The sequence below is a fragment of the Fannyhessea vaginae DSM 15829 genome (assembly GCF_000159235.2).
Taxonomy (GTDB): Bacteria; Actinomycetota; Coriobacteriia; order Coriobacteriales; family Atopobiaceae; genus Fannyhessea; species Fannyhessea vaginae.
Genome location: NZ_ACGK02000004.1, coordinates 104,247 through 114,131 on the forward strand (window position 1 = coordinate 104,247; position 9,885 = coordinate 114,131).

General features: G+C 45.0%; 8 protein-coding genes and 1 rRNA gene. 6 read left to right on the forward strand and 3 right to left on the reverse strand.

Translation table 11 applies throughout. From position 1 onward, the window contains the following. Positions 1–177 precede the first annotated feature (177 nt). A complete protein-coding gene (locus tag HMPREF0091_RS05730) occupies positions 178–1,461 on the reverse strand; it encodes a hypothetical protein (protein WP_035434652.1) in 1,284 nt (427 codons plus the stop codon). A 38-nt stretch (positions 1,462–1,499) separates the two neighbouring features. Further along, the gene (locus tag HMPREF0091_RS05735) at positions 1,500–2,297 is read right to left on the reverse strand and encodes a hypothetical protein (protein WP_006303379.1); all 798 of its coding nucleotides are present in this window, start codon (positions 2,295–2,297) and stop codon (positions 1,500–1,502) included. Positions 2,298–3,471: 1,174 nt separating this feature from the next. Between HMPREF0091_RS05735 and HMPREF0091_RS05740 the strand changes: the two genes are divergently transcribed. From HMPREF0091_RS05740 to HMPREF0091_RS05765, 6 genes are all read left to right on the forward strand, one after another. Further along, the gene (locus HMPREF0091_RS05740) at positions 3,472–4,365 is read left to right on the forward strand and encodes a phosphate ABC transporter substrate-binding protein (RefSeq protein ID WP_006303382.1); all 894 of its coding nucleotides are present in this window, start codon (positions 3,472–3,474) and stop codon (positions 4,363–4,365) included. Between the two features lie 10 nt (positions 4,366–4,375). Further along, positions 4,376–5,287 (forward strand): phosphate ABC transporter permease subunit PstC, encoded by a 912-nt coding sequence (gene pstC, locus HMPREF0091_RS05745; protein ID WP_006303383.1) that lies wholly within the window; start codon positions 4,376–4,378, stop codon positions 5,285–5,287. Beyond that, the gene (gene pstA, locus HMPREF0091_RS05750; protein WP_006303384.1) at positions 5,277–6,251 is read left to right on the forward strand and encodes a phosphate ABC transporter permease PstA; all 975 of its coding nucleotides are present in this window, start codon (positions 5,277–5,279) and stop codon (positions 6,249–6,251) included. The genes pstC and pstA overlap by 11 nt, the downstream gene beginning before the upstream one ends. A 60-nt stretch (positions 6,252–6,311) precedes the next feature. After that, a complete protein-coding gene (gene pstB, locus HMPREF0091_RS05755) occupies positions 6,312–7,211 on the forward strand; it encodes a phosphate ABC transporter ATP-binding protein PstB (RefSeq protein WP_006303385.1) in 900 nt (299 codons plus the stop codon). A 32-nt stretch (positions 7,212–7,243) separates the two neighbouring features. Next, the gene (locus tag HMPREF0091_RS05760) at positions 7,244–7,951 is read left to right on the forward strand and encodes a response regulator transcription factor (protein WP_029575167.1); all 708 of its coding nucleotides are present in this window, start codon (positions 7,244–7,246) and stop codon (positions 7,949–7,951) included. Positions 7,952–8,021: 70 nt separating this feature from the next. Then, the gene (locus HMPREF0091_RS05765; RefSeq protein ID WP_010241704.1) at positions 8,022–9,353 is read left to right on the forward strand and encodes a sensor histidine kinase; all 1,332 of its coding nucleotides are present in this window, start codon (positions 8,022–8,024) and stop codon (positions 9,351–9,353) included. A gap of 313 nt (positions 9,354–9,666) precedes the next feature. Here the strand turns inward: HMPREF0091_RS05765 and rrf are convergent. After that, a 5S ribosomal RNA gene (gene rrf, locus HMPREF0091_RS05770) occupies positions 9,667–9,782 on the reverse strand. Positions 9,783–9,885: the final 103 nt, after the last annotated feature.

A 9,885-nucleotide genomic window follows, 5' to 3' on the forward strand; every position in this document is an offset into this window, starting at 1 on the left:
TAGCTAGGCGTTTGCTTAAATACTGTTAAGCCACCTCATAATAAGCAAGCAAAAAGTAAGATGGCTCCCTCATTGCGAGAAAGCCACCTTCTATAAGTATCGCCCCACACTATGTGTAATACTTTACTATGCACGCTTGCTTCACTATACGCACAAAGGCACCCATCAGTTTAGAGCTTATTCGCTATTCAGCGATTCCTCCCAAGCGGGATTTATGGCAATATCACTAATGCCTACATTATTTTTGCGATATTCAGCTAAGCTACTTACATCAAATAGATGTTCGTATGTGCCGGTCTTAAATACATAACGAGAGAACTCAAGAGGATCATCTTTGTCCTTCCCTCTGATAAGGCAATATACTGCAGACGGTGTTATTTCAAACTTAACATAGTCTTTTCCGTCAGGGAGATCTTCGAACTCATAGAGCTGTTTGGCAGCTCCTGTTGTCAGGTCAATTGAAAACACCTTACCACTCGTAAGATAATAGCAGCTGGTGCCCTGTATAACGCCTCTGGCTCTGCAAACTCCCATATTAGAACCAACAAAATTGCCTTTTTCATCTACTACATCAATAATACGATACGTGTGATCTTTGAGGTTCCACTCTTCTAACACGCCATGCCCTGCACGATGATCCTTGCCGTCACCTGGCTCACCATCGGGATAATCAAGTTTAAAACTTAAAAGATAGATGCAGTCATTTAAGCGCTGATAACATGTTTCTGCATGCACAACGCCCCTACGGTAAGGAATACTTTCAAGCACCTGCGGGTTTTGAGGATGATTTGCTGGATACGCCTGAACTAAAACGTCGAAGTTTTCTATCTGTGCAAGCTCTTCATCTGATACACCTGAATGCTTTTGATAGACCTCTTTGGCTTGATCAAAAAGATTGGGCGCGTGTATAGTTTGCGTTATAGCATAAAGCGTATCATCACACGCTCCCATGCTCATATATCCGCCACGGACATCAATGATTTCGGTTTTTTCTGAATCCCCTAAAATAACAGGTTGTTTATAGCCATCGGGAGATCCTCCCGCTCCATAGAATGCCATAAACCCTTGCACGTTATTACGTGGATAACGAGCATATTCTATTGCCAGCTTGATGTCGCGAGAAAGAACTTTTGTACCTTCTTCATTGGTAAAGAATTCCTGATCAGGGCCACCATAAAAGACACCAGCATGTGTCCAGACGAGTTTTGCAGAATCCATCTTGCCACATTGAAACGCGCGGATATTACCAGAAGGATCAGCAAGCACCGTATATCCAGTTTTTGGAATGAGGCTTGTATCACCAGCAATATAAACACTAGTTAGGCGTATGGCAAGCGCTTGATCTTTTGTAGTAAAATCTCGAGCGCTTATAGTGGGAGCTGGCTTAAAGAAATAGTAGAGAGCAAACAATGCGCTGCAAACCACCACACAAGCAATGACTGCTAAAATTCGACGTTTCATAGCGTTCCTCATTTGTGTATAGTTGGACAATTGTTTAATTATTGGTAGGGATCTTTTCTTTTACAACTATCGGGCGCTGTTTCAACAACCCAATTAACCTTTGTATACGTTGATTCCTTAATATCGTAGGGAAAAACTCCCGAGCCACCATTTCCATCAAGATCAACGCCAGCGCCCTTCATATATGCAATCCAGACAAGTTGTGAACAATTGAGGTCATATGAATCTAAATTCTTGTTGTCCCAAAAATAGAGATTATATGGACGATCGACTAAATTGAAATACGCATAATCGGCTGCTGCATTCTGCTGATCCTGTGTACAAGTAGTCTCCATAAGAACCGTGCCTTTTTGAACCACTACCTCACAATTCCAAGCCCATCTGCTGAGTTTACCTGGCCCTTGGGCTTCTACAATCCAATTATAGCCCCCATAAATCCCGATATGTCCATGTTCTACTCCTAGTGTAGAAGCAGGAGTAAGAAACATATCACCTTTGTTATAAGAAGTTGGCAGTTGAACTGATTCATTATTAGCATTGCTTTTTGTTTGTAATAAACGAATCTCGGCAAGAGTCTCGTCACGATAGCGAGCATTTTGACGAATTTCCTTAACGATATCTTGCAATGTTTCTTCTCTTGTTTTACCTGTTCTTTCAGCTATTTTATCGGCAGATTCAATAACCATGTGCTCAGTAGTACCTGGATTAGTGCGTACAATCTCATTTATTAACTCATGTTCTGTTACGCTTGAAGCTTGAACAGGAATAGTAGGGATAAATAAAGAAAGGGCTATACCCACAACGATAAAAAGCCCTAAGCGATGAGTGCGGCTCATAATTGAACCTCCTTTCGTCAGACAAGATTGAAGTCTTATCTTATGTGATTATATTGCTATTATTTTATACTATTTTCTTAAATCTATTGACAAGAATTTAATAATTGGTTTTCCATTTTTGAGTTTATCCCGAACGTACCGTTATGGACAAACAATTAAAGATGAGAGCTGTTCGATAGATGGACCTTTACAGACAATACCTTATTTTACAGTCGCTTACATAAGAAGAGATTATAAGGAACAATTGGAATAACTATAATATGGCATATTATCAAGCAAATCGTAAGCCTTTTAACGGCAACTCTCTCCCAGCGCTAAAACGCGTGACCACTATTCATGCCGTGCTGTACACTCAACTCTCTTTTCACGCCACATAATTTTAACGAGCGTTGAGGCAGCGTATCTTTTCCTTAAGCATGCCGAGCATGGATATCAAAAGTTCATCACAAATGGCCAAACGATGTACGAAAAAAGCCATGCTCATGTAAAGGATCTCCTTGCCCAAGCGCAATTTGACGAGTTCCGTAAAAAATATAGCGAGCATCAGGAATAATTTGATTGTGGGAATGGCTTAGCGCACGCGCAGCTCGGTGTCGTGTGCAGCTCGGTGTTGCGCGCAGTATGATTCTGCGCCATCTAGGCGCCGCGGCGGAGTTTCGAACCAGCTTTACAGAACATTACGCTTAATATTCGAAAAAAACCTTATTTGACACGAGTTTTTGTAGCGCAGAGCCATGGGAACAAAAAATGTGTTTTTCATTTGACCAGGTAGGCGCATTGAGCAAGTTTTGAGAACGTCTTAAAACCGCCGCGAAGGGCAATTTTTGGCTTCAGAACTCGTGTCAAACGGGGTATTTTTCGAATTTTTCTCAAAGTTTTTTGTAAATGGGGTCGCCAGGGCCTCATCTGACGGCAAATTACATGGATTTCAGGGCAGTTTTGCTCACAGAGTGCACATTGCTCACAAGCTTATCCTTCAAACTAAAACACCACACATAGCCGCGCGTCCATTACATCAAAGGCTGGCGCGCGCCTTGCATAACTTTACCCAAATTTTACCTAATGAATTCCTGCACTTTACATCTACTTAGTAGCATGAATGTAAGCGCATCGTACAAACACTACGTACGGTACAGCTCAAAGTCATAACGTAAAACAACACAAAGGAGAACGAATGACACACTATATAACTCGACGCCAAGCATGTATTTTGGGAGCCGGCCTATTGGCTAGTGCTGCTAACTTAGCATTAACGTGCTGTGCAAAGACAGATGACAAAACCGCGGATACCTCTAGCTCAAATTTACAGGGAAGTATTTCGCTTGCGGGCAGCACATCCATGGAAAAGATGTGCGAAGCGCTTAGCGAAGGATTTATGGAAACATATCCTAACGTGCGTGTTTCGGTTGAATACACGGGCTCCAGTGCTGGCATAGAGTCGCTTACGTCGGGCTTGTGCAACATTGCTAATAGCTCTCGAGAGCTTTCTCAAGCCGAAAAATCATCGGGTATCGTTGGGAACGTAGTTGCACTCGACGGTATCGCCGTTATCGTTAACAAAGCAAATACCTGCACGAGCATTACAAAAAGCCAGCTCAAACAAATTTTTACCCGCTCGATTACTTCTTGGAGTGATGTAGGCGGCGCAGACGCTGCTATCGTTGTCATCGGCCGTGAGAATGCCTCGGGTACGCGTAGTGCATTTGAAGAGCTTGTTGATGTTAAAAATAGCTGCGTGTATGCTCAAGAGCTCGATTCAACAGGAGCCGTACTTGCAAAAGTTGCCTCAACGCCAGGCGCAATTGGTTATATCTCATTAGACGCTCTTTCTGACTCGGTTAACGCGCTGGTACTTGATGGCGTGGCTCCAACGGCAGACACAATTGCCTCACAGCAATATCCACTTGTACGACCATTTATTATGGCTACTAAAGGAGCGGTGTCCGAACAATCAGCATTGGTACAAGCATGGTTTTCATATATAGAATCTGACGAGGGCATACAAATAATACAACGTGCTGGTGTTATGCCAGCCAAGTCAAATACAGCAGACGCAACAGCACAGTAGAAGGTGACATATGCTTCTTCATCAAAAACAGCGTGTACAAGAGCGCGCCGCTCAAACTGTGTGCGCAGCTTGCGCGTGTATCGCGGCGCTCGCGGTCGCCTCGATAAGCGTATACATTTTAATAAGTGGATTACCTGCGCTTATGCATATCGGTATTGGTAATATGCTGTGCGGCGTACAGTGGAGCCCAACAACAAACCCTCCTGTATTCGGTATAAACTATATTATTCTTGCGTCTGCTCTTGCAACGGCGGTAAGTGTTTGCATTGGCCTGCCGTTAAGCATTGCTGTTTCAATTTACATAACGGAGCTTGCGCCTGCGCGTGTTGCAGCAATCGTAAGTAGCTTTATAGAACTGTTAGCCGGAATCCCCTCCGTAATATATGGTCTGGTGGGAATGGTTGTGCTGTGTCCCCTGCTATACCACGCTGAACTTGCTATATACAGCAATGATCCAGCACATCAATACTCCGGCGGCTCTAACATGCTTGCGTGCGTATGCGTACTAGCAATTATGGTACTTCCAACCATGATAGGTATGAGCGTGTCGGCACTTCGTTCGGTACCCACATCGCTTCGTGCCTCGTCGTATGCGCTTGGCGCTACGCGCATACAAACAATCGTAAAAGTTGTTATTCCTGCAGCTAAATCAGGTATTTTCGCCGCAATCGTGTTGGGCGTTGGACGAGCACTGGGCGAAGCCATGGCAATTAGCATGGTAGCTGGTGGTGGCGTTAACCTACCTCTTCCGTTCGCTTCGGTGCGCCTGCTTACAACCCAGCTCGTAAGCGAGATGAGCTACGCGCAAGGGCTTCATAAAGAGGCGTTGTTTGCCGTAGGTGTTGTACTGTATGTGTTTATTATCTGCATAAATAGCATCGTACTCCTCACAAAACGAAAGAAGCATTGCTATGGAGAATAACACTATCCCCGCTTCTGGCGCGGCACAGGTGTCCAACACCATGGGCGCGTCTACCAACGTCTGCGCGTCCACTGCCGTGCGCGCACCACGCTTGCCACATGAAATTGCTGTTGCAACTGCAGATTTCACCGTATACACATGTGTGTATATATCAGCAGCTCTTATTGTGTTGCTACTGGTAGGTATAATTGGGTACGTACTTGCCCAAGGGTGGCCCGCCCTTAACCTCGAGTTTTTTACGTGTAGTACGTCACTACGAAAAGGCACCATAGGCGTTGCAGGAAATATTATCAATACACTCATCATTGTGGTGGCAACACTTGCCATCGCCATACCGATTGGCGTTGGAGGCGCCATTTACCTGCAAGAATATGCAACTAACAAAAAACTTGTGCGTGTTATAGATTTTGCCACCGATGTTCTTGCTGGCATTCCTTCTATCATTTTTGGACTATTTGGCATGCTGTTTTTTGGACAAGTCCTTCGGCTTGGATATAGTCTGTTGTGCGGTGCTCTGACGCTTGCGTTAATGGTGCTTCCGCTCATTACGCGCAACACGCAAGAGGCACTTACGTGTGTACCCCAAGGCTATAAACTTGGCGCTTTTGGCTTAGGTGCAGGTAAATGGCATACTATCCGAACCATTTTGTTGCCCGTGGCAGCACCTTCTATAGTAACAGGCGTTATTTTGGCGCTTGGCCGCATTGTTGCCGAATCCGCAGCGTTGCTCTTTACTGCAGGAAGCGCAAAACTGTTGCCTCAAAGTATAGACGCGCTGTTTTCAAAATTGTTTACATCGGGTGGAACTCTTACTGTTCAACTTTATCTAAGTGCTACCAGTCAGGGCGATTTTACCACAGCATTTGGCATTGCTTGCATTCTTCTTGTGTTCACTCTGCTCATCAATGTGGCAACTCACGCGCTTATAGCACGCACTAGTTCTAGAACTCTTCAAACTTCATAGTACCACCTGCCTATAAGCATTCTACCAGCATAAAACAAGCCTAAGAAAGGTTCAGATCGTATGACATTCTTTACAGAGACGCAACCAACCACCGCGCAAGACGCACAGGAGGGAGTGCAAAGAGCCCAAAGCTCAGCGCCGCACGTGCAAGCAGCTCCAATGCTAGCGCTGTGCGTGCAGCCAGCTCCAACGCCGTCCGCGCAGCACTCCACCAAAATGCACATTTCTCATCTAAATGTGTTCTACGGAGCCACGCATGCACTGCAAAACATTACGCTCGACATTTACAATCACAGTGTGCTTGCGCTTATTGGACCTTCGGGCTGTGGCAAAAGCACGTTTTTGCGCTGTCTTAACAGAATGAACGACACGCTGTCCTCGGCTCGTATCAGCGGAAACGTCCTTCTTGATGGTAAAGACATATACGCGCCAAACAGTAACGTAATTCGCTTGCGCAAACGCGTTGGTATGGTGTTTCAGCAACCGAATCCGTTTCCGATGAGCATTTACGACAATGTTGAATATGGTCCGCGCGTGCACGGTATTACAAAAAAGAGCAGCTTAGACGAAATTGTTACGCGCAGCTTACAACGCGCTGCCATCTATAACGAGGTAAAAGACCACCTCAACGATTCGGCACTCAGCTTATCAGGCGGCCAGCAACAGCGCTTATGTATTGCACGAGCGCTTGCCGTTGAGCCAGAAGTGTTGCTTATGGATGAACCAACAAGCGCCCTTGACCCTATATCAACTGCTAAAATTGAAGAGCTTATCGCAAGCCTCAAAGAGCACTATACTGTTGTTATTGTTACCCACAACATGCAGCAGGCGGCACGTGTGTCCGATTATACGGCGTTTTTTCTTTTGGGCGAGATGGTAGAAACTAATAGCACGTACCAACTGTTTCATGAGCCTCATGATGAACGCTGCGCAGATTATGTTATGGGACGGTTTGGTTAGTGCAAGGTGATATACAAGCATGGAGTGTACCGATGGAGTGTATCTATGTTGTTGAAGACGATGTGAGTATTCAAGAAATTGAAATTATCGCTCTTAAAAACAGTAACTACGACGTGCAAGCCTTCTCGTGTGCCGCCGATTTTTTTGCTGCGCTTAAAACACGCACGCCGCAGCTCATTTTGCTTGATATCATGCTGCCCGACGCCGACGGTAATACCATTACACGTACTCTAAGAAGCAACGCCCAATGGTCACACATCCCCATTATTATGATTACGGCAAAAACAACCGAAATGGATATGATACGCGGGCTTGATAACGGCGCGGATGATTATATTCGCAAGCCGTTTTCTGTTATGGAGCTCCTCTCTCGCATTCGCGCGCTCTTGCGCCGAGCACAAACGCCTGCGCAAATGCCTGCCGATAAGTACTCTGTGTGCCGAGTAGGTGCAATTATGCTTGATCCCGCGCGCCATTACGTGTGCGTGCACGATACGCCTGTTAATCTTACGCACAAGGAATACGATTTACTTCACTACCTTATGTTACACGAAGGACTGGTGTTTACACGCGAGGTTCTTATGCAGGCAGTGTGGGGCTTTGATTTTGAGGGCGAAAGTAGAACAGTTGATATGCATATTAAAACACTGCGACAAAAGCTAGGGGACGCGTCGTGCTACGTGCATACGGTTCGCGGTGTTGGGTATTGCGTTAAATCAGACGATATCCATACAGCGTAGGAGCAACTTAGTTTCAAGGAATGTTCATCTGCGTTCTAAAACGATAAGCATGCAGCATGGGAGCGGCGCTATGAAGAAGAAAATCAGTCTGCACTTGGCCATTATTTCGTGCTTGGCGCTTATTTTGTGCACGTGCGCACTCACAGGTGTGTTTTATCGTATATTTTTTGAGCAAATCAAGCACGATATCCGCGTTAACGCAGAGCTCATTTGCACTAATGACGCGCTCAGACAAACACAAGATGCCTCATCGGTGCAGCGCTTGTATGGCTCGCTTGATAACAATAATTTACGGATGACGTGGATTCGCGCAGATGGTCGCGTGCTTTTTGATAACGACGTTGATGAGCACTCAATGGCAAACCATCTTGATCGCCCCGAGATTCAAGACGCGCTGCACAAAGGGCAAGGCGAAAGTACGCGTCACTCTGCATCATCGCATTTTGATACCTATTATTATGCCGTTTTGCTGGACAACGGAACAATCGTCCGCCTTTCCATGCATGTGCAGACCATTGCCGACATCTTTTTTGCCACGCTACCCATTGTTGGAGGAATTGTCCTTGTTGTATTCCTCATTTGTGTGCTTGTAGGCAGACATCTTACAAAGGACTTGCTGGGGCATTTAGATGTCCTTGCAAAAAATTACGACTTACCACCAAGCACACCTGTGTATAAAGAGCTAGAACCTTTTATACGAACAATGCGTGAGCAGCACGAAAAAATCCTTCTTGCTGCAAAAAGCAGACAAGATTTTACGGCAAATGTAACGCACGAGCTTAAAACACCCATTACAGCTATCAGCGGTTATGCCGAGCTTATCGAAAATAAGATGGTTGACGCAGAAGAAGCCGTGCATGTAGCTGCACAAATTAGGGAAAATTCGCACCGTTTACTGTCGCTTGTGTGCGACACTATTCGCTTGTCGGAGCTTGATCACCCTGAATTTGAGCATAAGTTTGAAGACGTGGATTTACTTATGTTAGCGCGCGAAACAACTCAAGCATTGCAGCCGATTGCGGAGCAACGCGGATTAACCTTAACGTGTAGCGGCACTTCGGTGCGAGTACAGGGCAACTATGCACTGTTGCGTGAAATGCTTGAAAATTTAATACAAAATGCGCTTACGTATAACAAAACGTCTGGTAGCGTGTGCGTATGCGTTGTTATCGAACATACAAGACCAACAATCGTGGTAAAGGATACAGGCATTGGCATTCCAGAAGCCGAACAAGCGCGTATCTTTGAGCGCTTTTATCGTGTTGACAAGTCGCATGCACGCCAAACAGGGGGAACTGGATTAGGTCTTGCGATCGTAAAGCATATAGCCGACATTCATTCGGCAACTATTCATATAAAAAGCGAGCTTGGCGTTGGTACAGAAATGCGCTTTGTGTTTTGATACAAATAAAATAGATAATAATAAAATAAAGGTGGATTAAAAGCGCAACGTATTTAAGAAAACCCTTAGACCAAAGCATGGGCCGCAGAAAAAATTATTGAGATTATTTACAACTTATAAGAAATTACCTATTAAAGACAAGGTTCAATAAGTAATTATGAATCTCTTAATAGTGCAAATTATGGTGAACGAAGAAAGTTCGAAGGTTGATTTATACCAACTAAAAGTTCTCAAGCAGCTTATCCCACAAACAGAAACCAGATGTCTCACACACATCCAACCAGAGACACGCGATATACAAATGTCCCTCGTTGGTCAGCGACGTCCTGCTCTCCCACGGACTAACTCCGCAGTACCATCGGCGCTAGGGGGCTTAACTTCCGGGTTCGGAATGGGACCGGGTGTACCTCCCCTGCCAAAATCGCTGACCAACGAGGGACATTCAATTATCAATCAGAGCACATGAGCATGTACTCTGAGAGCTATACAGCATAACAATTGATTAGAAGACGCATATGATCTACATTGAATA